Source organism: Nocardia sp. NPDC005825, assembly GCF_040630175.1.
Classification (GTDB): domain Bacteria; phylum Actinomycetota; class Actinomycetes; order Mycobacteriales; family Mycobacteriaceae; genus Nocardia.
In genome coordinates, this window is record NZ_JBEXXC010000002.1 from 72,921 (window position 1) to 95,778 (window position 22,858).

Genomic DNA, 22,858 nt, shown 5'->3' on the forward strand with positions numbered 1-22,858 from the left:
CGATCACAGGCTGGTGAAGTGATTGGCTCAAGGCGCCCTCAGTGCGACGATCGAGAGACGGATGTGATGCAGAGGAGGCTTCACCTCTCGGGCATCAAGGTGGCTGCGAGCCTGCCATTAGCAATCATGTAGCGACCTTTAGTTCGTTGCCTTCTTCCCGGGCTGTTGCGAACCTGAGTAGGTCGGTTTCGTTGGGTAGCAGGGACTTCCAGCACGTTCCTGCGGCCTTTCAAGTGTGGCGTTGCGTAGCCGACTCGATCCAAGGGTCGATCGGGGCTATCTGTGGCTACCGATCTCAAATTGCGGAGGTGAAACGTGGGAGGTCGGATCCCGAAACCTGTAGGTACATTCGGGCTACCGACGAGACCGAAGAAGCAGCAGAACGGGCGCTGGCGCACCACTGTTCGGTTCTACGGAGCGTCGGGGCCGAAGCAGCTGGAGCGTCTGGGCCGCAGTGCGGACGACGCAAGTAACCGTCTTGCCGAGGCGATGCGCGACTATCAAGAACAGTTGGGGTATCAGCGCATCACTCGCAGCACCAAGCTGATCGATCTCGCGGCCGAATTGCTCGCGGAGCTCCAAACTGATGACGCCTACACAGAAGGCAATGTCGAGGACTACCGGCGTGAGATCTACAGGTCGAAAGACAAGCGTGCGGATCCGGCGACCATCAAGATTGAGAACTCGATTGGAAAACTGCAGGTGTGGCAAGCCACGGCTGGTGAGCTCGATCGTCATCTCAAACGTCTGGTGGCGCTCGGGCTGCGCCGTAAGGCGAAGCAGCACAAGATTATCCTGCGTGCGATGATGCAGATCGCGGTGCGGCATGGCGCCGTGGATACCAATCCGATCGATGGCGTCAGCCCCTTCACTCGCCGTAGCGCGCCTGCTCGCGGGAAGGTGCTGGATCAGGATGCCTTGCCCGGTTTCAGGGCTCAGGTGCGTGCGTGGGCGGCCGGAGAGGCGATTCCTGGTACGCCGGCGTATACCTCGGGGCCGGCACGTGACTGGTCGGTGGTGTGGGTGGTGGACCTGATCTGCGGTACCGGGCTGCGTCCGCACGAGGTCTTCGCGGTGGGGCTGGACGACATCCATCTGGATGCTACGGTCCCATACCTCGATGTCACGGGAACCCTTGTCGAGGTGAAGGGTTCGGGGACCGGCGGATGGGTGCGCAAGCCGTTTCCGAAGTCGGTGCACGGCTGGCGCCGGTTGCTGCTGCCGGAGCATTCCGTGCAGGCGTGCCGTGAGGCGCTGAAGGATCTGGAGGTGACCGGCAATCCGAATCCGCACCGCGTGCTCTTTCCTGCACGCACCGGCGCGCTGCGCAACCCCAACAACTTCGGGCGCAGCTGGCGGGCCGCGCGCGGCGACAACTATTCCTGGGTCACGCCGCGCACGTTCCGCCGCGGTGTCGGCACGGAAGTCGACAACGCCTACGGCGACCCCGAGCGAGCGGCGCGGCAACTCGGCAACACCGAGGCAGTCGCCAAAGCTCACTACATCGACATCCCGGAGACAGCGCCCGACAACCGCGACGTCCTCGAACGGTGGGCCCGCGGCGAGCGATCGAAAATGTGAGGTTTCTGTGAGATCGGCTCGAATTCGGGCCATCGGCTGGGAATGAGAAATCCCCTCCGACCGAGGTCGGAGGGGATTTCTTTGTCGGGCTGACAGGATTTGAACCTGCGACCACTTGACCCCCAGTTTCACACCTAGATCGTTTGCGCACGTCACACACGCCGGGCCTATTCGCCGTGGTCTGCGGCGGCCAGGCGTTGTTCGTCGCCGCGAATGCCGTGTGGCCACCGATTGGCCACCGCGATCTCGCTGTTATGGCTCCTCGAGGTCGCAGTCGGATCAGTCGGTGGTAGGTCGAGCAGGCCAAGGTGAAAAGTGCCATCGGGCAACGGTTTGGTTGGACCGTTGTCTCCCGTTGTGCACCCACCTCTTCGGCTAGCTTGATGTCCAGCGTGCGAGTGGCCACTGAGGTGCATGCGAAGCTCCGGACCACCTAGTGGGAGGGTGGAGAATGCGCATAAGCTCTTGGACCGTGCTGACGGTAGTTGGTAGGTCTGTTGCTTCTGTGGGATAGCAGGGAACGCGCATAGAAGTTGTGATATTCGAATCGGGGTGTTCGAAGACGAGCTCGTTGCAGCTGTACGCAAATTCACGATTCAAGAATGTGACCTCAGTTGAGGTAATTGTGAATGGTCGGTTAATGGCCAAGTTTTTGTGGCTCATGATCACTGCCCTGGTAGGGCTAACGGGGAACACTATCAACTTAGCGTTGAGGAATGACACTGGAAGTTCGCGCGAATTTCGCCTGGTCGGTATCCGCAAAACCGGCTCATCTCCGGTAATCATCGGCGTCTCGGAATCGACGATCCACCACAGTCTCTCGTCTTCCATCATGGGTGTAATTGAGTTGCGCCAGACGCCGATTGCGCTCTCGATGGCCTTCGGCTTGGCGCTTGAGCTAGTGCTGCTTTTTCGGATCATTTCAGCGACGATCGCGCTATGTCGTTGTGGGGAGTACGGGATCTTTTGTACCGAGCACAGTATCTGAAGGAATCCGGGTATATTCAGTAGTGTCTCGGCGCCGTACTTGTCGATAGCATCATTTATCGTCAGCTCACCTTGGCGCCCGCGTTTAGTTCGCTGACTCTGTAGCCCGATGAAAACCGACAGGTTGGAGATGAGGTTCGTATCCTTGATTCGTCCAAGTTTGTACTCATCGAGTGCTCGCAGCCAGTGCGCCGCCCGATCTTCTATCCTGCCCATGTGAGTCTCGAACCACATATCTGGATTTTCTTCAGAATTTATGTCTGACGCGGATATTTGATAGAAGTTCGATTCCACTGCAATCACTTCCGGTGGCACGCAATCGGAGTGATTGGTAGTCATGTTTGTGAATCGAACTTCTCCTGCGTCCGATGCCCAGCGCTTCAAATACATCCGGGGCACATAGTGGTGCTCTACGGTGGTCTGGTTATTCTTGCGCGTTTCTTCCTTGGATTTTTCAATTTCAGCATCGCTCAGCCAGCGGTTATTGGAAGTCACGGGCTCATGCTACGGCATTTTGCATTTCTGTTTCAACTCTCGGTTGAAACATGCGCGTCGGCCGAGTCGACACTTAGGCCGTACCCTCAGGTAAGCCACTCTTCCGTTGTGGTTGATGACGGGGCGTAACTGCGTGTGCGAGGTCCTCCCCGACTTTCGTCAGTTGATGCCCATGAATCAACTGACGGCGAATCGTGGATTGAGGCGGAGTCAGCAATGCTGGGGAGCATCTTCCCCTGCGCATCCGCTCAGAGTTCCTGGTCTTCGTCGAGTATGACTATTACCCGTGTGATCCAATCCTGGATGGCGCTCGCGACAGCGTCGACATCGGCTGCACTCCAACACTCTTCGTGGCCCCACCGCCGGTACCGACTACGCATTACAAAGAAGGTCTCAGCGGCATGCGCTGCATCGGTCGAGCGGGGCTTGGCGGGGCTAGAAAGCCTGTTAGTGGTTGCCCAATCGCCATGTATCACGAGGTTTCTGTCGTTTCTCAGCTTGTCGGTTTCCTTCAGACACTTTCGATATTCATCGCCGCGGTTCGACTCATACCGCCAGCGCAGGGTGGCTTGATCCAGTACAACGAGGCTGTTCTGGACTAGCCAGTCCGTGGACTGTCCTTCGAAGATGATCCAGGCCTCGAGATTAGAGCCTGTCAGTTGGGCAATCATGCGGCGTAGGACTTCATCCATCTGCGATGAGGAGGGCGTTCGGCAGGTGGTAGCCGGCATCGTCAGTTAGCACCGAACAAGTATGAGAAGAACCACGTTTGACGTCCACGTCAATTTTCGTCATCTCCGTTGTTGCGAGGTCGTGAGCCTGTGGATGCCGCGGGTGCTCTGCTGACTGGGTTCCTGCTGTGGGCAGGTGATCTCGGCTTTGTCAGGTTGGTCGGCGTGAGGGTGCAGTCGGCTACAACGGACGCTCTGGACATCGGAGCCGATTCGTGCCGCCCACCGTCAAGCCATTTAGAGTGCCTCTACGATTCGGGGTGAAGCCGTGCTGGTTCTGGGGCAGGATGTGCTTGTGTCAGAGGGGAATCCGGGATTGACGATTCGGGTCGACGGTGGCTCGGACGAGTTGCTCGGGCTGCTGGACTGGTTCGGTCACGATGACGCCTTACGGGGCCGGGCGCATCCGCGGTCCGCGCACGCCGACGAGGGGCAGATGAGCGCCGGGGCGGTTGATGTGCTGGCGGTGGCGCTCGGAGCCAGCGGGATCGGATCCGCACTCGCGGCATCGCTGAGGGCCTGGCTTACCCACCGCCGCTCCGATGTCAAGCTCACCGTCACCCGCGGCGGAACAACTGTTGAGCTCGCCGCCACGCGTGTGAAAGCCCCAGAGGTGATGCGCGAACTGGCGGACCTGCTCGACCCGCCGGACACGGACACCAGGCAATGACCGAGGGCCAGGTCCCGCAGGACTCTCGTGCGATCCTGATCGGCACCAGCCGCTATGAACACGACGGTCTCGACCCGATCCCCGCGGTCGTGGCGAATGTCAACGACCTCGCCGAGGTCCTCACCGGGTCTGGTGGGGCGTTCACTACCGAGCACTGCATCTCCATCATCGACCCCAGCCGCACAGCCGACGTGGGCCATGCTGTCGGCCGGGCTGCTCAGGAGGCGACGGGGGTGTTGCTGGTGTACTACACCGGTCATGGGTTGCTCGACCGCAAGGGCCGACTGCACCTGACGCTAACCGGTAGCGCCCCAGACCGGATCCGATGGACCACGGTGCCATTCGAAACGCTGCGCGAAGAGATCCTCGACAGCCCCGCCCGCGTCCGGATCCTGATCCTGGACTGCTGCTTCGCCGGCCGCGCCTTCGAAGCCATGACCGATTTGCCCGGTCTGGTCGCAGGGCAGACCGAACTGCGCGGCACATACACGATCGCGTCGTCCGCGGCCAACGAACCGTCGTTCGCCCCCACCGGGCATCGCAACACCGCATTCACCGGCGCCCTGCTCAACGCGGCCGCAGCGGCTCCAGGCAGCACTCTCAACGATCTGTACCACGAAGCCGAGCAGCATCTGCGCCGTGATGGGCACCCGCGCCCGCAAAGCCGCAGCATCGACGTCGCCGGAGAAGTACGCCTGTTCGGGGAACTAGGACCGGAACACCGATTTCTGCGCGCCGCTGAAGCTGGCGAACCGGTTGCGATGACTAACCTGGGTCAGCTACTCGAACAGCGGGGCCAGCTGGACGAAGCCGAAGCCTGGTACCGGCGTGCCGCCGACGCTGGCGAACCGGTTGCGATGACTAACCTGGGTCAGCTACTCGAACAGCGGGGCCAGCTGGACGAAGCCGAAGCCTGGTTCCGACGTGCCGCCGACGCTGGCGAACCGGTTGCGATGACTAACCTGGGTCACCTACTCGAACAACATGGCAAGCTGGCCATGGCTGAAAGCAAAGCCGAAGCCGAAGCCTGGTACCGGCGCGCCGCCGACGCCGGCGAACCAGTGGCGATGACCAACCTGGGTGACCTATTCGAACAGCGTGGTGAGCTGGATGAGGCCGAAGCCTGGTTCCGGCGCGCCGCCGACGTCGGCGAGCCATACGCGATGACCAATCTGGGTTACCTACTCGAACTGCGGGGCAAGCTGGATGAAGGCGAAGCCTGGTACCGGCGCGCCGCCGACGCGGGCGAACCGATCGCGATGACCAACCTGGGTGAATTATTTGTACGGCGTGGTGAGCTGGACGAAGCCGAAGCCTGGTTCCGGCGCGCCGCCGGCGCCAGCGAACCGTACGCCATGAACAACCTGGGTGACCTATTCGAACAGCGTGGTGAGCTGGACGAAGCCGAAACCTGGTTCCGGCGCGCCGCCGACACAAACGACCGCTTTTCCTCCATTGCGATGAACAACTTGGGTCACTTACTTCGACGGCGCGGCAAGCGGGACGAAGCCGAAACCTGGTTTCAGCGCGCCGCCGATACCCTCCACGGAGTCAGGTCCGCCCAGAACTGACCAAGACCAACACTTGTCCTTCTCCCTGGGTTGCGCATGCATTTGTTTAAACGAATCATCTGCGGAACCAAGCACTTGGATCCTCCCTTGGCCCGAACCTCGTCCGCCGCTGGGCGGCTGACCCTGGTGTGCTTCATCGGACCGAATCCTGATGCCGCGCAGTGACTTCTAGAGATTGCTGAGGGTCGCGGTCCCGCAGCCAAGCCGCGGTCCCGCGACCTCCCGGGTTAGTCGCCGGTCACTGGCTTCGATGGGTGCTCCTTCGGGCTGCCGATTTCGTCCTCAGGTAGGGGCAGGACCCGGCTCAAGAGCAGCATGATCGAGATGGTGGCCGCGGAGATCCCGGTCAGCACCGCGCCGGGAATCGGGACGTCGACCAGGGTGGCCACGCAGCCCGGGACCGCACCGAACCATCCGGCCGCGATCAGGGTGAACTGGCCGCGGGTCGTGGTGAACAGGCCCGGCAGCAGAGTCATGCTCAACCAGATCGGCGCCAGCGCACACACTGAATCCGCTGAGCAGGCCCACGACGAGTGCGCCCACCGCCAGCCACGCAAGCGCGCGGCCATGAAGCTCACCGCCACCACAGCGGCGAGCCGGACCGGAGTGACTACCCGAGCCCACGGCGCCCGGTGAAACGTGCACGACAGCAGCAGCATGAGCCCGATGCTCGCGGCGAGCAGCGGGAGCACCGCGAACTTGGTGTGGTGAAGTCCCTGGATGGCAACGGCAATACGAGCGACACGAGGATGAGTTGAACAATCCTCCTGCCCTGGCGCTGCCAGACTGGCAGACGCTCACAGGGCTGGCCGACGCCCTGGTCGCCGCATCATCGGATCGATACGAGGTCTGGGGTGAGGTCGTCGTGTACGAGGCATGCACCGCGGCCCGTATCGGCGAGGTGTCCGGCTGCCGCGTCGGGGATATCGATACCGACCTATGGATGTGGACCTTGCGCCGGCAAACGACACCAGGCCCAGGCGGATTGAAGGACGAGGGCACGAAAGGTAAACGTGCCCGGACCATTCCAGTCATCGAGGAGCTTCGCCCCATTGTGGTCAGGGCAATTGCTCGGGCACGGGCTCGCGATGACGGAGATCCACGATGAAGGATGCCGACGCGGCCACCCGCACCAAGGCGTACAGGGAAGCCCGGTTGTTCGTCGGGCCGCGTGGCGGGCGCATCCAGATCACTGTCTACGGCGCGCAACTCATTGGGACGAGGTGGTGGCCGCGCGCGGTTACGAGCATTTCCTGCGGCACAGTCTCCGGCACACCGGGCTGACCTGGTTCGCCGACGCCGGTGTGAGCGGTCATCTATTGCAAAGATCGCCGGCCATTCCGACCCCCGCGTCACCCAGCTCTATCTACACCCGGACACCGCGGCGCTGCAGCAGGCCGGAAATCTTCTCTCGCTACACCTCGCGGCACCGTAGCGGCTACCATCTCCGATTGATCAAATAGCAGAAAACCCTCTCCGACCAGGTCGGAGAGGGTTTCTTACGTCGGGCTGACAGGATTTGAACCTGCGACCACCTGACCCCCAGTCAGGTGCGCTACCAAGCTGCGCCACAGCCCGTTGCATTTGCTCTCGCTCGTGCTCGACGAGATTACCCCACTACCCCCCTGAACATCCAAATCGGCTGGTTATCGGCGTGTGGGTGGGGTTGCGGGGGGAGGGGTGGGGTGGGGTCAGGTCTGTTCTGGCGCAGGGGAATCCGTGGGGGTGCGGACGAAGGGGGCTGCTACGTCGGGGGAGAGGGGGTAGGGGGTGGTGGCTTCGCGGCGGGTGAGGGCTTCGGCGGCTTCGGGTTCGTTGTTGGTGGTGAGGCGGTGGATGGCTCGTTCGAGGATGGGGAGGACTTCGGGGACCTGGAGGGTGCCGTCGGCGCATTGGGCGAGGAGGGAGGAGGTGAGGTTGGCGAGGATGACGGCGATGTCTTCGAGGTAGCGGGGGGTGGCGCCGGCGAGGACGGCGGCGGCGATGGGGAAGACGGCGTCGAGACCGTGATTGTCGAGGCGGTGGCGGGCGGGGCCGGTGCGGGCGCGGTGGTAGGCGGTGAGCATGGTGGGGTGGCGCTCCCACGGGTCGAAGACGTGGCGCATGACCCGGAGCAGGCCGTCGCGGAGGGGTTCGCCGGGCGGCGGGGGTTCCATCGGGAGGTAGGTGTTGTCTTCCATCCAGGCTTCGATGGCGGATACCAGCAGGTCATCGCGGGTGGGGAAGAACTTGTAGATGGTGGTGAGGGAGACGCGGGCGCGGCGGGCCACCTCGCGGAGTTGGACGGCGTCCGGACCTTCGGACTCCAGGAGGGCGCGTACCTCGAGCAGGATTCGTGCCCGTATTGCCTCTTCCGTCTCCTTCGCCATGCCGCTACAGTAACGCCGTTACTCGAGTAACCCGGTTACTCGGGTGTGACTTCCGTGGAGAAAGAGCACTATGCCTCGTCAGCAGTACTCGCCCGTCCCGGCTGCCCGGCGGCCGATCAGCTTCGTCAAAGTCGCCGTCGCGGCGCTTGCGGTCGTGGCCGGTTGTGCCGCGGTGCCGCCTGCCGCGGCCGACCCGATGAGCGACTTCTATTACCCGCCACAGCAATTCGATTCCGCACCCGGCGCGGTGATCAAGACCGAGGGCATGTCGGTGCTGCCCGCGCTGCCCGCCGCCGACGGGACCTGGCCGCTGGCGGCGCAACGGGTCATGTACACCTCCCGCACCCAGGACGACACGCCCGTCGCCGTGACCGGCACGTTCATCGATTCCAGCCGCCCGTGGCAGGGGCAGGGCCCGCGCCCGACGGTGCTGATCGCGCCGGGCACGGTCGGACAGGGTGACCAGTGCGCGCTGTCACTGGCCTTCCCGACCGGCATGTACGCGAGTCTGACCCCGCCGACCTTCTCGGCGAACCAGGAGGTCCTGGCCGCTTTCGCCTGGAACGCGCTCGGCGCGCGGGTCTTCGTCACCGACTACATCGGGATGGGCACGCCCGGCATCCACACCTACGCGAACCGGATCGAGGAGGCGCACGCCGTGCTCGACGCCGCCCGCGCCGCGAACCGGCTCGCGGGGACCGGGGCGGACACGCCGCTCGCGTTCTGGGGGTACTCGCAGGGCGGCGGGGCGAGCGCGGCCGCCGCGGAGATGCAGCCGAGCTACGCGCCGGAACTGAACCTGAAGGGCACCTGGGCGGGCGCGCCGACCGCGGATCTGTCGGCGATCCTGGACCGGATCGAGGGCAGTCTGATCGGCGGCGCGGTCGGGTTCGCGCTCAACGGCTTCCTGGACCGGTACCCGGACCTGCGCCCCGAATTCAATTCTCGGGTGACGCCTGCCGGGCAGGGTCTGCTCAATGAACTGTCGAACGCGTGCATCGGCGATGTGATCGCGCTGCATCCGTTCCTGCGCACCAACGCCTTCACCGTCGATCAGCGTCCGCTCGTCGACCACATGCGCGAAATCCCGTCGATCCAGAACATTCTGCGGCAGCAGCGGATCGGATCGCTGACCCCGGCCAGCCCGGTACTGATCACCAGCGGCGTCAATGACGACACCGTCCCCTACGATCAGGCCAAGCAGTTGGCGAGCGATTGGTGCGCCGCGGGCGCGACGGTCAGCTTCCGCACCAACACATTGCCGCCCATCCTGTCGGGCGCGACCATTCCCAATCACTTCGGACCGGAATTGATCGACGGTTTCGGCACCAACAATGCGATCGGCTATCTGATGGACCGGCTCAATGGCACACCGCTCTCGGGTTGCGCCTTCGCCTGAGAATTCCCGCCGCCGTTCCCTTCTCGCCGATCACGTAGGTGTCCCATGTCTGAAATCTCGCGTCGTTCCCTGCTGTCCGGAGTCGCCGCCACCGCCGCCCTGCTCGCGACCGCGCCCGCCGCCCGCGCGGGCATCGCCGCCCGGATCAACCGGGTCGAGCTCACCCGGGAGGAGCATCGGGTCATCGTCATCGGCTCGGGGTTCGGCGGCGGGGTGACCGCGCTGCGCCTGGCCGAAGCCGGGGTGCCCGTGCTGCTGCTGGAGCGCGGCATGCGGTGGCCGACCGGTCCGAACGCCACCACCTTCCCCAACGCCACCGCGCCGGACAAACGGATGCTGTGGCATCGGTCCAGTCCCGAATTGTTCGGCCGGCCGGTCGCTTTCGACAAGTACACCGGCCTGGTGGAAGCGGTGCCCGGCGAGAACATGACGGCCCTGTGCGCGGCCGGGCTGGGCGGGGGATCGCTGGTGTACCAGGGCATGTCGTTGCAGCCGACCGAGGCGGTGTTCAGCACCCACTTCCCCGGCGGGCTGGACTGGGCGGCGCTCAACAGTGTCTACTACCCCCGCGTCGCGCGCATGCTGGGCTTGGCCGTCGCACCCGACGAACTCGTCGAGACGCCTAACTACAAGGCCGCCCGTGTTTTCGCCGAGCACGCCCGCGACGCGGGGCTGCCCGTGTCGAAGATCCCCATGCCCATCGACTGGAATTACGCGCTCGCCGAACTGCGCGGCGAGATGGCCGCCTCCTACACCAACGGGGCCGGTTCCCTCGGCGTCAACAATGGCGGCAAGCACACCGTCGACGTCACCTACGTCGCCGCCGCCGAGGCCACCGGCCGGGTCACCGTGCAAACCCTGCACGAGGTCACCGATATCGAGCGCGCCCCCGACGGCCGCTGGACCGTGCACGTGAACCGCACCGACACCGCGGGCACGGTGCTGGAGAACAAGATCCTCACCACCAATGCCCTGGTGCTGTCGGCGGGCAGCCTCAATACGACCCGCCTGCTGGTGCGCGCGGCCGCCAAGGGTCAGATCCCCGATCTGCCCGACCAGCTCGGCCGCGGCTGGGGCACCAATGCCGACCGCATCTACGTCTGGACCGCGCCCACCGAGGAATTCGGCCTCGCCCAGGGCGGACCCGTCGTCTACGGCAGCCTGAACTGGGACGACCCGCACGGCGCGCACACCGTCATCCAGGCCTCCATCCCGCCGCTGTCGGTCGACGCGCACAGCACCATGATGGTCGGCTACGGCGTCAGCACCGGCCGCGGCGAATTCCGCTACGACTCCGCCGCCGACGCCGCGACCCTGCACTGGCCCGTCGACGGCGACGCCGCCATCCAGAACGATCACATCGGCCCCGCCGTCCAGCGCATCGCCGGCCCGTCGAGCACCCTGCTCGACACCAACCTCGCGTTCCCGTCCACCTGGCACCCGCTCGGCGGTGCGAGTATGGGCGCGGTCTGCGACCTGGACGGCCGGGTCCTCGGCCAATCCGGCCTCTATGTCCTCGACGGCGCCCTCATGCCCGGCAATACCGCGGCCTGTAATCCGTCGATGACGATCGCCGCTTTGGCCGAGCGCGCCCTGGATCGACTGGTGAAAACTGATGTGGGGCAGGTGATCTGACAGCCTGACGGGGCATTCCCTCAGTCGCACTATCGATGGTGCGTTGTTTCGGAATGGAGAGAATTGCGGACCACCGCCGCGTCGGAAACTTTCCACCCGCGATTCGATAAGTGGTCTACTTGACGCACCCCGCCGAAGGGGAACTCAAACATCCACGCCGACAATCGGAGTCGAGCATGTTCCGCATACCGATCGAGAGCCATGAAGCGGTGACCATGATGACCACCGCGTACGCGCGGGACGTGTTGCGGGTACACGAGGGGTGCCCGATGTCAGTGTGCGCCAGGAAACGTCAGGCAATTGCCGTGATCAATGCGGCGGCGCAGCGGACGGGGGTGCGGTCGTGAGGGCGATTTCGCATGACGCACCCGACTATCCGGTCATGAATTTGCAAGCGGCGCAGCGGGGTTTGACCGTGCATCAAGGGTGCGGTGAGAGTTGCGATGCGCGGCGGTATTTCCAGGGACTGGTGCCCCGGCTCGAGACGATCGCCAAGGAGATCGAGTCGATGCGCGGGCGGACCAGTTGGAACATCTGGTAGCCGGCCGTACACGGATCGGTCACCGACGGGAGCGGTGAATGATGGGCAGGGCGAGCAGGATCAGGCCCGCGCCGATCCAGAGGACGCCGGTGGTCGGGAGCGCGTTGACGATGACGCCGCCGCAGAGGGCGCCCAAGGCGATGGAGATATTGAAGGTGGACACGAACAGGGAGGAGGCGGCCTCGGTGGTGTCGGGGGCGGCGCGCATGATCCAGGTTTGGAAGGTGACGGGGACCGCGCCGTAACCGAGGCCCCAGACGATCAGGGCGGCCGCGGCGGTGATGGTGGTGTGGTCGGCGACCGCGAGGGTCAGCATGGCCAGGGTGAGCGCCGCGGCGATGGCGGTGGCGGTGCGGCGCAGGCTCTTCGACACCAGCCCGCCGGCGGCGAAGTTGCCGGTGATCCCGGCGATGCCGAAGACCAGCAGCAGGGGGCCGATGGTGCTGTCGCCGACGCCGTGGTCGAGGAGGATCGGCCGGACGAAGGTGTAGGCCAGGAAGTGACCGGTGATGACCAGGAAGGTCAGGGCCAGGGCGGCGCGCAGGGCGGCGTTGCCGCGGAACACCTTCGGCAGATCGGCGAAGGTGAAGCCGCGTTCGGCGGGCAGGCGCGGCAGCAGGAACGCCATGGCCACCACCGAGAACAAGCCGAGCAGCCCGACCACCGCGAAGGCGGCGCGCCAGCCGCCCAGGTCGCCGATGAAGGTGCCGGTGGGGACGCCGAAGACGGACGCGGTCTCGACGCCGCCGAAGATGACCGCGGTGGCCCGGCCGACCTGATGCTCGGGAACCAGGCGCAACGCGATACCGCCTGCGATGGACCAGAATCCGCCGACCGCGATGCCGATCAGGAACCGCGCGAGCAGGACGACCGCGAAGCTGGTCGCCATGCTGGAGGCCAGGTTTGCCGCGCCCATCAGGGCGATCAGGGCGATGAGCATCAGCCGGCGGTCGACGCGGCCGGTGAGGACGGTGATCAGGGGCGCGGAGAACGCGGCCACCAGGCCGGGCACGGTCACCATCAGTCCGGCGGCGCCTTCGGAGACGCGCAGCGCCGCACCGACCGGGGTGAGCAGGCCGACCGGCAGCAGTTCGGAGGTCATCAGGGAGAAGATGCCCAGGGCCACGGCCAGGACGGCGAGCCATCCCCGGATCGGGGTGCGCTCGGGCGTCGTGGTGGTGCGCAGGGTAGTCATGGCGGAAAACCTTTCGTGCACAGGGGTTCCCGCGGGGCGGCTCGATGGGAGCCACCCGGCGCGATGACATAAACCTAGGTCTGGAATGAACCCCAGATAGGGTTCAATTCCATGGCGGAAAGATGGGTCAATTCGGAGCGGTCGGCGGTGGCGGCCGAGACCGATCAGGGCGTCGACCTGCATCTCGAATTGACCGGCACGGGGAGTAACCGCGCCCGGCTGATGGCCGCGTTGCGGGAGGCCATTCGCTCCGGGCGTCTGGTCCCGGGAGCCCGGCTGCCCCCGTACCGCAGCCTCGCGGTCGATCTGGGGATGGCCCGCAATACGGTGGCGGCCGCCTACGCCGAGCTGGTGGCGGAGGGCTGGCTGACGGCCCGCCAGGGTGCGGGCACGCGGGTGGCCGAACGGGCCGTCCCCGCCCCGGACGAGCGCGCCGCTGGGCCGTCCCGCCCCGGCCCGCGCCCGGTCCGCCATGATCTCCAGCCCAGTTCACCCAATGCGGCGGCCTTTCCGCGCACCGACTGGATCGCGGCCACCCGTCGCGCCCTTCACTCCGCCCCCAATGACGCGTTCGGCGTGGGTGATCCGCGCGGTCGCCCAGAATTGCGCACCGCGCTGGCCGAATACCTGACCCGGGCCCGCGGCGTGCGCACCGACCCGCGGTACATCGTCATCTGCTCCGGCTTCGCCCACGGGCTGCGGCTGCTGGCCACCGTCCTGGACGGCCCGATGGCCATGGAGGCGTACGGACTGGACTTCTACCGCGACATCCTGCGCGGCGCGGGCACACGCACCATCCCGCTGACCGTCGACCCCCACGGCGCGCGGATCGAGGAACTTTCCGCCATCGATGCCCGATCGGTCCTGCTCACCCCCGCCCACCAGTACCCGACAGGCGGCCCCCTGCATCCGGAACGCCGTGCGGCCGTGATCGATTGGGCCAGATCCAGCGGCGGCGTCCTGCTCGAGGACGACTACGACGGCGAATACCGCTACGACCGCCAACCCGTCGGCGCCGTCCAGGGCCTGGACCCCGACCGCGTCGTCTATCTGGGATCGGTCAGCAAGAGCCTGTCCCCGGCCCTGCGCGTCGGGTGGATGGCCCTGCCCGCCCGCCTGGTCGACGATGTCCTGTCCGCCAAGGGATCCCGGGAGATGCAGGTCAGCGTCGTGGACCAGCTGACCCTCGCCGACTTCTTCACCACCGGGGCATACGATCGGCATCTGCGCCGCACCCGGATCAGCTACCGCCGGCGCCGGGACCTCCTGGTGCGCACCCTCGCCGAGCGCGCCCCGCACATCCGGATCGGCGGCATCGCCGCGGGCTTGCACGCGGTTCTCGAACTCCCGCCCGGCACCGAGGATTTCGCCGTCCACGCCGCCCGCCGCCGGGGTTTGGCCCTCGACGGTCTGCGGCGCTACCGGCATCCCGACAGTCCCATGCCCGACCGTGACGGCCTGGTGATCGGTTACGCCACCCCCTCGGACCACGGTTTCACCGCCGCGCTGGAAGCCCTCTGCCTGGCCCTGCCCGATCTGCCCGCAGCCACGCGGGATGCGGACGTCTGACCCGAGATTCAGCCGGCCGCCGGTGTCGTCGAGCTGACGGGGCTGGTGGAGGTGATGGTGTAGGCGCCGACGGTGATGGTGATCGCCTGGTCCGCGGTCACCGGGGTTCCGGCTGTCGGGTTCTGCGCGATTACCTTGCCGTCCTTGGTGGAATCGTTGGTCGGCCCGGTGGATTTCGCGACGCTGCCGTGCCAGCCGAGAGCCTGCAGCGCGGAGGTGACGGCGGCGGGGGAGAGGCCGATCAGAGTGGGCACGGTGATGGTCGTGGTGGTCGGGGGACCGGAGGACACGGTCACCTTGACCGTCGAGCCGACCGGCTTCACGGTCCCGGCGGCCGGGGAGGTCTCCAGGACAGTGCCTTTCGTGCTCTTGTCCTCACGCTGAGCCTGTTCGACGACGAACCCGTCCTTCTCCAGACGCGTCTTCGCCTGTGCGATCGCGGACCCGACGACATCCGGCACCGGAACGGTTTTCGGCTGCTGGGAGGTGACCGGCGGCGGCGTGTACGGGGCCGCCGTGGTCGGCTGCGTGTAGGGCGCGGTCGTGACCTGCGGAACCTCTGTGGCGGTGGTCGGTTCGGTCGTGACAGCCCCGGTGGTCGTCGCCGTGATGGTGGGCGTGTTCGAGGCCGCCGCATTGCTCGGCCCGGAATAACCGTTGCCCGCGCGCACCAGCAGGTACCCGAGGACCGTCACGGTGACCACCAGGGCCAGGGCCAGCAGGATCCGGCCGGGCCCGCGGCGCTTGCCGGGAACGCTTGCGTCCGTATCTGTCCCGGTGCCCAGGTCGAATCCGGTGCGGGTGCCGATGCCCAGGACCCCGGGAGGCCCGCTCACATCGGACGGCACGGGTCCGGTCACGAAACGGGTCGGCGCGGGCCCGGTGTTGTTCGAACCGGGTGCGGGTCCGGTGGTCTCGCGCAGGGGTGCGGGTCCGGTCACCAGGCGAGTCGGCGCGGGACCCGTCGTGGGACGCGTCGCCGCGGCACCGGAAGTGACCCGACCGGGACCGGAATTCGCGCGGGCCGGAGCCGGTCCGCTGTTCACGTGAGCCGGCCCCGGACCGCTGTTCAGCCGCGTGGGTTCCGGTCCCGGCCGCGTGGTGGCGGGACCGTTGCCGGGCCGGATCGGAATCGGCAGCGGCGCCGGCGGCATGGTGGTGGCATTGCGCTCGGGTTGTCCCGCACCGGATCTGGGCCCGCTGAAGTGCACCGTCCCCGCCGGCGCGGTCCGATGCGTCCCCGGCTGGCGCAGGATTCGCGAGGCCGCCCAGGCGAGATGCGTGCAGGTGTCGAAGCGCCGTTCCGGGTCCTTGGCCATGGCGCGGGCGATGAGCTCGTCGAAACCCCGTGGCAGCGTGGGGTTCCGGTCCGAGGGCATCGGCACCGGCTCGTAGGCGTGCCCGTAGATGATCTGCCCGACGTTCTGCCCGGGGTAGGGCGCCTCCCCGGTCAGCATGTGAAACAGCGTGCACCCCAGCGAGTACACGTCGGCGCGCCGATCGGCTTCCTCGGGCCGGGTGAGCCGTTCGGGGGCCGCGTACTGGAAGCTGGCCAGGATCTCCCCGTTCTGGGTGAGCTGGCGGCTCTCGTCGAAGGATTTGGCGATGCCGAAATCGGTGAGCACGGCGCGTTCCGGACGTCCGTCCGCGAGCAGGATATTGGCGGGTTTCACGTCGCGGTGCAGGATGCCGGTGTCGTGGGCGTGGTCGAGCGCCGCCGCGGTCTCGGCGATGATGCGCACGGCCCGCGCCGGGTGCATGGGTCCCTCTCGCAGTGCCCGCGCGACGTCGCTGCCGTCGACGAAGGTCATGGAGATCCACAGCCGGTCGTCTTCCTCGCCGCGCGCGTAGACCGTGACGATGTTCGGATGCTGCAGGCGCGCAACCGTATCGGCCTCGCGCTGGAACCGGGCCCGGTGTTCGCGTTCGCCGCCGGGCAGGGTCAGCAGTTTCAGGGCCACGAATCGTGGCAGGTCGCGGTCTCGGGCTTGATAGACCGCGCCCATTCCGCCGGCCCCCAGCTTTCGCAAGATCTGGTAGCCGGCGAAGTTCTCTCCGGGTTCGAGCGTGCCTCCCACGGAGGTGATATCGCGATAGACGCCCGCTCCGAAACGTTCGGCGTGTCGCGCTCGCGCGAGTCGGGCTTTTCGATCATGGTCCTGCCGTTGGGTCGCCGGACGTGGCAATGACCTTGTAGTCTTTCACAATTCGGTGGGCGGCCCCGGCTACTGTCTGGGCTGTCTTGCATCCACCGGGTACTGGAAGCAACCGGTCTACAGCAAAGGGGAACGCCGGACGTGGACGTGGGAGCAGTGGCGGCGGCCGCGCAATCGGGTCGCAGCAGCGAAGCCATCGTCGCCGACACCGAGCAGCAGGTCATCGAGATGCTCACCAACATCGGCCGCTACTACCAGGCGATGTACAACCTCGGCGACATCCGTTCGCCGGGTGCGGAGTTGCGTGCGGCCTGCTCGAAACTGCTGACCGTCGCCAACTGGCTGGACACGGCCCGCGACGATCAGTTCCAGGACGCCCCGTCGTCCGACCCGGGCGGGCCCGCGCCGGAGCAGAACCGTTCGCTGCCGCGGGTGGTGGCGGATTTCCTCGCCGAGCACCCCGAGCAGACCTGGACCCCCGCCGAGGTGATCGCGGCGTTGCAGGGACGTGGCGTGGAGCTGCCGATCAGCGCCCGTCATCACGTCGCGGTGGCGCTGGGCCGAATGGCGCAGCGCGACAACAGCAATGTCCGCAAGCTGGACCGCGGCAAATACCAGTACGCGGCCGACTCGGCCTAGCCCGATTCGCCGTTTCCGGCGCCTGTGCCGGATTTGTCTGCGCCCCTACGAGATCCAGGCGATGAGCTCGTCGATGTAGGCGCGGAAGAGCGTGGCCATGTCGACCCGGTCCGGGTCGACCAGCCACTGCAGTTGCAGGCCGTCCATCATGGCGAAGACCTGCCGGGCGACCGCCGCGGGGTCGATGTCGGCGCGCACGCTGCCGTCGGCCTGCCCGGCCTCGAGCGCCGCGCCCAGGTAGTCCTGGAGCCTCCGGTAGCGGTTCTGGGCCCAGCCGTGCGCGGGATGATCGACGGTGACGGCCTCGCTGGTGAGAACCGTGAACAGCCGAACCAGGCCGGGCACGTGCGTGTTGTGATCCACCAGCTGCGCGAGGCGCACCAGGGCGTCCTTGCCGCGCAGCTGCTGATCGAAGCCCAGCCGGTCGTAGTCGAGGCGGTCGCGGTAGTCGAGGACGGCGGACAGCAGCGCCGCCTTGTTGGGGAAGTAGTGCAGGACCCCGGGCTGGGACAGGCCGCAGCGTTCGGCGATCTCGGCGATGGAGGTGCTGCGATAGCCGTTGTCGGCGAAGGCCTTGAGGGCCTCGTCGATGATCTGCTCGCGGCGGTCGTCGCCCCGGCCGCGGCGTCGGGGATGCGGCGTCATGTGGTGGGACACTAGTCAAGCGTGTTGAGCAGGCAAAACCAGATCCGGGTAACGAAAGGATAACGTTACCTAATGACCACTCGGTAAATGCGGTATCCGCTGGCACACTCGGGGCCAGCCGTACAAGGCAGTACGAGGGAAGGATCGCCGGATGAGTCAGGCCCTGATCACGCCGTTCACACTGCGGGGAGCCGCTGGAAAACTGGCCGCCTGGGAGGCCGCGCCGCCCGCCGGGACCGAATACCGCGGGACCGCGCTGCTGGTGCCGGGCTTCACCGGCTCGAAGGAGGACTTCGAGGACATGCTGCCGCTGCTGGCGGACGCGGGCTATCGTGCCGTCGCCTACGACCAGCGCGGGCAGTGGGAGTCCGAGGGGCCCGACGAGGTCTCGGGCTACACCCTGGCCGATTTCGTCGGCGACCTCCACGGCGTGGTCGACCAGATCTCACCCGACGAGCCCATCCATCTGGTCGGGCACTCCTTCGGCGGCTACGTCTCCCGCGTCGCGGTGATCGAGCGCCCCGAACGGTTCCGCACCTTCACCCTGCTCGCCTCGGGCCCGTCCTCGGTGGAGGACATCAACTTCCCGCCGCCGCTGCTGGTCGCGCAGATGGTGGACGCCGGTGGGCAGGAGGTGATCTGGCAGCAGATGAGCGCGGTCATGGCGCAGGCCGACCAGCAACCCTCGCCACAGCGCCAGGAATTCCTGCGCGAGCGGATCCTGCGCACCAAGAAGGCCAATATCGTCGGCATCCTCACCTGCATGGCCGAGCCGCCGGTGAAAGATCCCGCCGTGCTGCGGGATTCGGGCGTGCCGCTGCTGGTGGCCTACGGCGACACCAACGACCTGTGGGCCCCCGAGGTGCACGAGCGCTTCGCCGCCCAGCTGGGCGCGCAGACCGCCGTCTATCCCGGCTCCGGCCACGTGCCCAACGAGGACGTCCCCGACCGGGTCTGCGCGGACCTGGTGACCTTCTGGAAGGAACGAGCATGACCGACGCCATCGACGACCTGCTCGCGAAACTGGATCTGCCCGCCAAGATCCGGCTCGTCTCGGGAGCCAACTTCTTCCGCTTCGCCGGTGACGAGAGCATCGGCCTGGCCGACATGCCGGTCTCCGACGGCCCGTCCGGCGTGCGCGGCGAGCAGTGGGACGAGCGCGACCCGTCGGTGAGCCTGCCCTCGGGCACCGCCCTGGCCGCCACCTGGGACCGGGACCTGCTCACCGACATCGGGGCGCTCATCGCCGCCGAGGCCCGCCGCAAGGACGTGTACGCGGTCCTGGGTCCGACCATCAACCTGCACCGATCCCCGCTCGGCGGACGGCATTTCGAATGCTTCTCCGAGGATCCGATGCTGACCGCCGAGATGGCCGACGCGTATGTGCGCGCGGTGCAGGCGCACGGGGTGAGCGCGTGCCCCAAGCACTACGTCGCCAACGACTCCGAGACCGAGCGCTTCACCGCCGACGTCATCGCCGACGAGCGCACCCTGCGCGAGCTCTACCTGTACCCGTTCGAGCGGTCCGTGGAGGCGGGCGCGTGGATGGTGATGGCGGCCTACAACTCCGTCAACGGCACCACCATGACCGAGAACGACCTGCTCGACGAACCCTTGAAGGGCGAGTGGGGTTTCGACGGCGTGGTGGTCTCGGACTGGACCGCCGTCCGCTCGACCCAGGGTGCGGCCAAGGGCAACGACCTGGCCATGCCCGGCCCGTGGGAGCTGTGGGGCGCGCCGCTGGAACAGGCCGTGCGCGAGGGTCAGGTCCCCGAATCCGCGATCGACGAGAAGGTGCGGCGCATCCTGCGCTTCGCCGAACGCGTCGGCGCGCTGAACGGAACCCCCACGCCCGTCCCGGCATTCACCGACGAACAGTCCCGGCAACTGGTGCGCGAGGCCGCCGCGCTGGCCATGGTGCTGGCGAGCAATGACGGCACCCTGCCGCTGCGCGCGCCCGCCCGGGTGGCGCTGCTCGGCTCCGCCGCCGCCGAACCGCGGTTCATGGGCGGCGGCAGCGCGACCGTGATTCCGGCGCACACCACCTCCCCGCTGGAGGGGCTCTCCGAGGTGCTGCCGGTGGTGTACACCCCCGGCGTCCACCTGAGCGAGAACATGATTCCCATCCCGTTGGATCTGGTCACCGATCCCGAGACCGGCGAGCCCGGGTTGTCGCTGCGGTACCTCGGCGAGGACACCGTGCTCGACACCGAACACCGCACCGCGGGCAGCCTCATGCTGTTCGGCAACCCGAACGCGGTGCAGGCCAAAGTCATCGAACTGCGCGGGCGGCTGCGCGCCGACGTGGCGGGGGAGTGGCGCATCGGCTTCGCGGGCGTGGGCGCGCTGACCCTGGCGCTGGACGGCGAACAGGTGCTCGAGGAGACCGTGCTGCCCGACGGCGCCGACCCGGTCGAGATGCTGCTGAATCCGCCGCAGCGCTTCGTGACCCGCGCCCTCGCCGAGGGCGAGGAGGTCGAGATCCTGGTGCGCATGGCGCCCGGCGGCGGCTTCCCCGCCATGGGCATCACCTGCGCGGTCGGCCGCCCGCGCCGCTCCGACGACGACGAGTTCGCCGCCGCCATCGACCTGGCCCGCACCAGCGACGTGGCCGTGGTCGTGGTCGGCACCACCGAGCAGATCGAGTCCGAGGGCTTCGACCGCACCACGCTGCGGCTGCCCGGCCGCCAGGACGAACTGGTCGCCGCCGTCGCCGCGGCCAACCCGCGCACCGTCGTGGTGGTGAATTCCGGTTCCCCCGTGGAGATGCCGTGGCGCGACGACGTCGCCGCGGTCCTGCTCACCTGGTTCCCCGGACAGGAATTCGGTGCTGCGCTGGCCGACGTGCTGACCGGTGCCGCCGAACCCGGCGGCCGCCTGCCGACCACCTGGCCCGTGACCATTGCCGATGTCCCGGTGCTGGACACCAAGCCCGGACCCGACAACGCGCTGCCGTACTCCGAGGGCATTCACATCGGGTATCGGGCGTGGCTGAAATCCGGTGTGGCCCCGGCCTATCCGTTCGGCCACGGACTCGGCTACACCACCTGGGAGCTCGCCGAGCTGACGGTGTCCGGCCGCACCGCCACCGTCACCGTCCGCAACACCGGGGCGCGCGCCGGTCGTCAGGTCGTGCAGGCGTACCTGTCGCGTGCGGACAGCGCCGTCGATCGCCCGGTACGCTGGCTCGCCGGATTCGCGGTGATCGAGGCGGGCGCCGGTGAATCCGTCAGTGCCACCATCGAATTGCCGCGGCGCGCGTTCGAGCACTGGACCGCCGACGGCTGGGCCGTCGAACCCGGTTCCTTCACCCTGCACGTCGGGACCTCGGTGACCGCGCTGCCGCTCACCACCGACATCGGCTGAAAACCCGCATCCATCCCAGAGGTCCGGCCGTTCGCGGCCGGACCTCTGACATTCAGTGCCAGCGATTCTGAAGGGCTATCGATCCGGATGCATTGTTGACAAGATCATGTAATATCTGGCGACATCGAAAGGGGCTGCACAGCAACCCTTTTTGCACTCTTGATCGACTTCAGGGCGGTAGGGGGTATCGGGGGGAAATCGACTTCAGGCTTCGAAAAATGTCGAAGCGCAGGGGCAGCTCGTCGACGCGGTGGGGGCGTTGATGGCGAGACGCAGGGGCCGGCTGCGCGCGACGTGGTGACCACACGGATTCCGCAGTATCGACTGCCGCTCGCACCAAAGGAATCTAGCGATGTCCGAAAACTTCCCGGATCATCCCGCGGCCCTTTCTTCCACACCCACCGACCTGTCCCTGCTGTTGCGTCCGGCCCCGCCCGGAGGACCCACCGACATGGTGCGCATGCATCCGAGCAACGGCTACCTGCTGTGGGCCGACCTGCCGCCCGTGCTCGTGCTGGGCAGCTCCGGCGGCTCCGGCGCGACCACCACCGCACTCGGCATCGCGGGCGCGGCCGCCTACGACTACGGCGAGCACTCGCCGGTGGTCGTGGACGCCACCACCACCGGCGGTGACCTCGCCGCGCGCGGGTGCGACACCATCGATGCCGCCGGCACGGTCCAGTCCTGGCTGAACATGGCGCACCGCAGCCTGCCGTCAACGGTCATCGACAGCTGCGGTGAAAACAGTTCCGGCGTAGGCGTTCTGCCGCGCGGGCCCGAGGCGCTGCCCCGGCGCGAGACCTACTCCTCGGTCCACCGGGACCTGGTCGAGGCGGGATGCCTGCCCGTGTACGACGGTGGCGCGCCGGTCACCAGCCGCATGGTCGCGCCGTTGCTGAGCGATTCGCGCATCTCGCTGGTGATCACCCTGGCGGCCCGCCCGGATGCGGTGAATCGCCTGAAACCCGCGCTGATCTGGCTCGACGACAACTACAGCCAGTATCACCTCGCCGACGCGGTCATCGTCGTCACCCGCCAGCACCCCAAGGACGGGCCGCTGGTCACCGAGCACGTGCGCAAGTACCTGGGCGACGTGGTCCGCGCGGTTGCCGAGATCCCCTACGACACGCACCTGGGCTCGGGCGGCCCGGTCACCTGGCGGCGGCTGGCCCCGCCGACGCGGGCCGCCTACCGGCAACTGGTCAATCTACTTCGCTAGCCACACAGAACCACTCGGTTCGTTTGCTGGGTCGGCCCGGCGGCGCGAGGGTTGCTGGCAGGATTGCCCCATGAATGCCTACGAAGTGAC

General features: G+C 66.9%; 19 protein-coding genes and 1 tRNA gene. 12 read left to right on the plus strand and 8 right to left on the minus strand.

The window, feature by feature from the left end; genetic code table 11:
- The first annotated feature begins 315 nt into the window (after nt 1–315).
- Nucleotides 316–1,581 carry a hypothetical protein gene (locus ABZ382_RS04990; protein ID WP_357084249.1) on the plus strand — a complete coding sequence of 422 codons (1,266 nt, stop codon included), beginning with the start codon at nt 316–318 and terminating at the stop codon, nt 1,579–1,581.
- A gap of 375 nt (nt 1,582–1,956) precedes the next feature.
- Here the strand turns inward: ABZ382_RS04990 and ABZ382_RS04995 are convergent, their stop codons facing one another.
- Both ABZ382_RS04995 and ABZ382_RS05000 read right to left on the minus strand, forming a co-directional pair.
- Nucleotides 1,957–3,063 (minus strand): DUF4238 domain-containing protein, encoded by a 1,107-nt coding sequence (locus ABZ382_RS04995; RefSeq protein ID WP_357084252.1) that lies wholly within the window; start codon nt 3,061–3,063, stop codon nt 1,957–1,959.
- Nucleotides 3,064–3,311: 248 nt separating this feature from the next.
- Nucleotides 3,312–3,755 carry a hypothetical protein gene (locus ABZ382_RS05000; RefSeq protein ID WP_357084255.1) on the minus strand — a complete coding sequence of 148 codons (444 nt, stop codon included), beginning with the start codon at nt 3,753–3,755 and terminating at the stop codon, nt 3,312–3,314.
- Nucleotides 3,756–4,062: 307 nt separating this feature from the next.
- Between ABZ382_RS05000 and ABZ382_RS05005 the strand changes: the two genes are divergently transcribed.
- A complete protein-coding gene (locus ABZ382_RS05005; protein ID WP_357084258.1) occupies nt 4,063–4,464 on the plus strand; it encodes a hypothetical protein in 402 nt (133 codons plus the stop codon).
- Nucleotides 4,461–6,035 (plus strand): tetratricopeptide repeat protein, encoded by a 1,575-nt coding sequence (locus ABZ382_RS05010; protein WP_357084261.1) that lies wholly within the window; start codon nt 4,461–4,463, stop codon nt 6,033–6,035. Before ABZ382_RS05005 ends, ABZ382_RS05010 begins: the two co-directional genes overlap by 4 nt.
- Nucleotides 6,036–6,262: 227 nt before the next feature.
- Here the strand turns inward: ABZ382_RS05010 and ABZ382_RS05015 are convergent, their stop codons facing one another.
- A complete protein-coding gene (locus ABZ382_RS05015) occupies nt 6,263–6,727 on the minus strand; it encodes a hypothetical protein (RefSeq protein WP_357084264.1) in 465 nt (154 codons plus the stop codon).
- A 412-nt stretch (nt 6,728–7,139) separates the two neighbouring features.
- Between ABZ382_RS05015 and ABZ382_RS05020 the strand changes: the two genes are divergently transcribed.
- Nucleotides 7,140–7,319, plus strand: a complete 180-nt coding sequence (locus ABZ382_RS05020) for a hypothetical protein (RefSeq protein WP_357084267.1) — start codon at nt 7,140–7,142, stop codon at nt 7,317–7,319.
- 220 nt (nt 7,320–7,539) lie between these two features.
- Here the strand turns inward: ABZ382_RS05020 and ABZ382_RS05025 are convergent.
- Both ABZ382_RS05025 and ABZ382_RS05030 read right to left on the minus strand, forming a co-directional pair.
- Nucleotides 7,540–7,613 (minus strand) — tRNA-Pro (locus ABZ382_RS05025).
- A gap of 113 nt (nt 7,614–7,726) precedes the next feature.
- Nucleotides 7,727–8,404 carry a TetR family transcriptional regulator gene (locus ABZ382_RS05030; protein WP_357084270.1) on the minus strand — a complete coding sequence of 226 codons (678 nt, stop codon included), beginning with the start codon at nt 8,402–8,404 and terminating at the stop codon, nt 7,727–7,729.
- Nucleotides 8,405–8,474: 70 nt separating this feature from the next.
- Here ABZ382_RS05030 and ABZ382_RS05035 point away from each other — a divergent pair, with 70 nt between their 5' ends.
- From ABZ382_RS05035 to ABZ382_RS05045, 3 genes are all read left to right on the plus strand, one after another.
- Nucleotides 8,475–9,803: a lipase family protein gene (locus ABZ382_RS05035; RefSeq protein ID WP_357084273.1), complete on the plus strand. Its 1,329-nt coding sequence runs from the start codon at nt 8,475–8,477 to the stop codon at nt 9,801–9,803.
- 45 nt (nt 9,804–9,848) lie between these two features.
- Complete coding sequence (locus ABZ382_RS05040) at nt 9,849–11,438, plus strand: GMC oxidoreductase (RefSeq protein WP_357084276.1); 1,590 nt, start codon at nt 9,849–9,851, stop codon at nt 11,436–11,438.
- A gap of 382 nt (nt 11,439–11,820) precedes the next feature.
- Nucleotides 11,821–11,979 (plus strand): hypothetical protein, encoded by a 159-nt coding sequence (locus ABZ382_RS05045; protein ID WP_357084279.1) that lies wholly within the window; start codon nt 11,821–11,823, stop codon nt 11,977–11,979.
- A gap of 19 nt (nt 11,980–11,998) precedes the next feature.
- Here the strand turns inward: ABZ382_RS05045 and ABZ382_RS05050 are convergent, their stop codons facing one another.
- On the minus strand, nt 11,999–13,174 hold the full coding sequence (locus tag ABZ382_RS05050) for an MFS transporter (RefSeq protein ID WP_357084282.1): 1,176 nt from the start codon (nt 13,172–13,174) through the stop codon (nt 11,999–12,001).
- Between the two features lie 111 nt (nt 13,175–13,285).
- Here ABZ382_RS05050 and ABZ382_RS05055 point away from each other — a divergent pair, with 111 nt between their 5' ends.
- Nucleotides 13,286–14,743, plus strand: a complete 1,458-nt coding sequence (locus ABZ382_RS05055) for a PLP-dependent aminotransferase family protein (RefSeq protein WP_357084285.1) — start codon at nt 13,286–13,288, stop codon at nt 14,741–14,743.
- 8 nt (nt 14,744–14,751) lie between these two features.
- Here ABZ382_RS05055 and ABZ382_RS05060 read toward each other — a convergent pair whose 3' ends face one another.
- Complete coding sequence (locus ABZ382_RS05060) at nt 14,752–16,821, minus strand: protein kinase (RefSeq protein WP_357084288.1); 2,070 nt, start codon at nt 16,819–16,821, stop codon at nt 14,752–14,754.
- A gap of 219 nt (nt 16,822–17,040) precedes the next feature.
- Between ABZ382_RS05060 and ABZ382_RS05065 the strand changes: the two genes are divergently transcribed.
- On the plus strand, nt 17,041–17,538 hold the full coding sequence (locus tag ABZ382_RS05065; RefSeq protein ID WP_357084291.1) for a hypothetical protein: 498 nt from the start codon (nt 17,041–17,043) through the stop codon (nt 17,536–17,538).
- A 45-nt stretch (nt 17,539–17,583) separates the two neighbouring features.
- Here ABZ382_RS05065 and ABZ382_RS05070 read toward each other — a convergent pair whose 3' ends face one another.
- Nucleotides 17,584–18,183, minus strand: coding sequence for a TetR/AcrR family transcriptional regulator (locus ABZ382_RS05070; RefSeq protein WP_357084294.1), 600 nt, complete (start codon nt 18,181–18,183; stop codon nt 17,584–17,586).
- Nucleotides 18,184–18,334: 151 nt separating this feature from the next.
- On the opposite strand from ABZ382_RS05070, the gene ABZ382_RS05075 reads away from it, so the two are divergent.
- The 3 genes from ABZ382_RS05075 (at nt 18,335) to ABZ382_RS05085 (ending at nt 22,768) form a co-directional block, all read left to right on the plus strand.
- Nucleotides 18,335–19,177, plus strand: a complete 843-nt coding sequence (locus ABZ382_RS05075) for an alpha/beta hydrolase (RefSeq protein ID WP_357084297.1) — start codon at nt 18,335–18,337, stop codon at nt 19,175–19,177.
- Nucleotides 19,174–21,549 carry a glycoside hydrolase family 3 C-terminal domain-containing protein gene (locus tag ABZ382_RS05080; RefSeq protein WP_357084300.1) on the plus strand — a complete coding sequence of 792 codons (2,376 nt, stop codon included), beginning with the start codon at nt 19,174–19,176 and terminating at the stop codon, nt 21,547–21,549. The genes ABZ382_RS05075 and ABZ382_RS05080 overlap by 4 nt, the downstream gene beginning before the upstream one ends.
- A 352-nt stretch (nt 21,550–21,901) precedes the next feature.
- On the plus strand, nt 21,902–22,768 hold the full coding sequence (locus ABZ382_RS05085) for a hypothetical protein (RefSeq protein ID WP_357084303.1): 867 nt from the start codon (nt 21,902–21,904) through the stop codon (nt 22,766–22,768).
- The last annotated feature ends 90 nt before the right edge of the window (nt 22,769–22,858 follow it).